This window comes from Colwellia sp. 6M3 (assembly GCF_014077595.1).
Classification (GTDB): Bacteria; Pseudomonadota; Gammaproteobacteria; order Enterobacterales; family Alteromonadaceae; genus Cognaticolwellia.
The window spans coordinates 1-255 of sequence record NZ_JACGWF010000251.1 but is presented as its reverse complement, the minus strand read 5'-3'; the positions used below and the strand labels follow the sequence as shown (position 1 = coordinate 255).

Here is a 255-nt window from a genome sequence, read left to right as displayed (position 1 = left end):
GATAAGTAGAATGACACGAGCAGACATACCGCAAGCAAAGGCAGAAAATGACAGTTTACTACAGCTTGTACGGACAATTATTAGACATTAATAACCTGTACAAGGGATTCAAAAAAGTGAAAGCAGCTAAAGGAGCGGCCGGAATAGATAGGCAGTCCGTAGGCGCATTTGCCCTGAATTTAGAAGCAAACTTAAAACAACTGCAAGGTGAGCTGCAAACCAAGCAATATAGGGCACAACCTGTCAAACGGGTGG

The 255-nt window shown here is 43.5% G+C and carries 1 pseudogene; it reads left to right on the top strand.

The window, feature by feature from the left end:
- Positions 1–47: 47 nt before the first annotated feature.
- Positions 48–255 (top strand): annotated as a pseudogene (locus H4J50_RS19460) (group II intron reverse transcriptase/maturase); the annotation flags it as partial.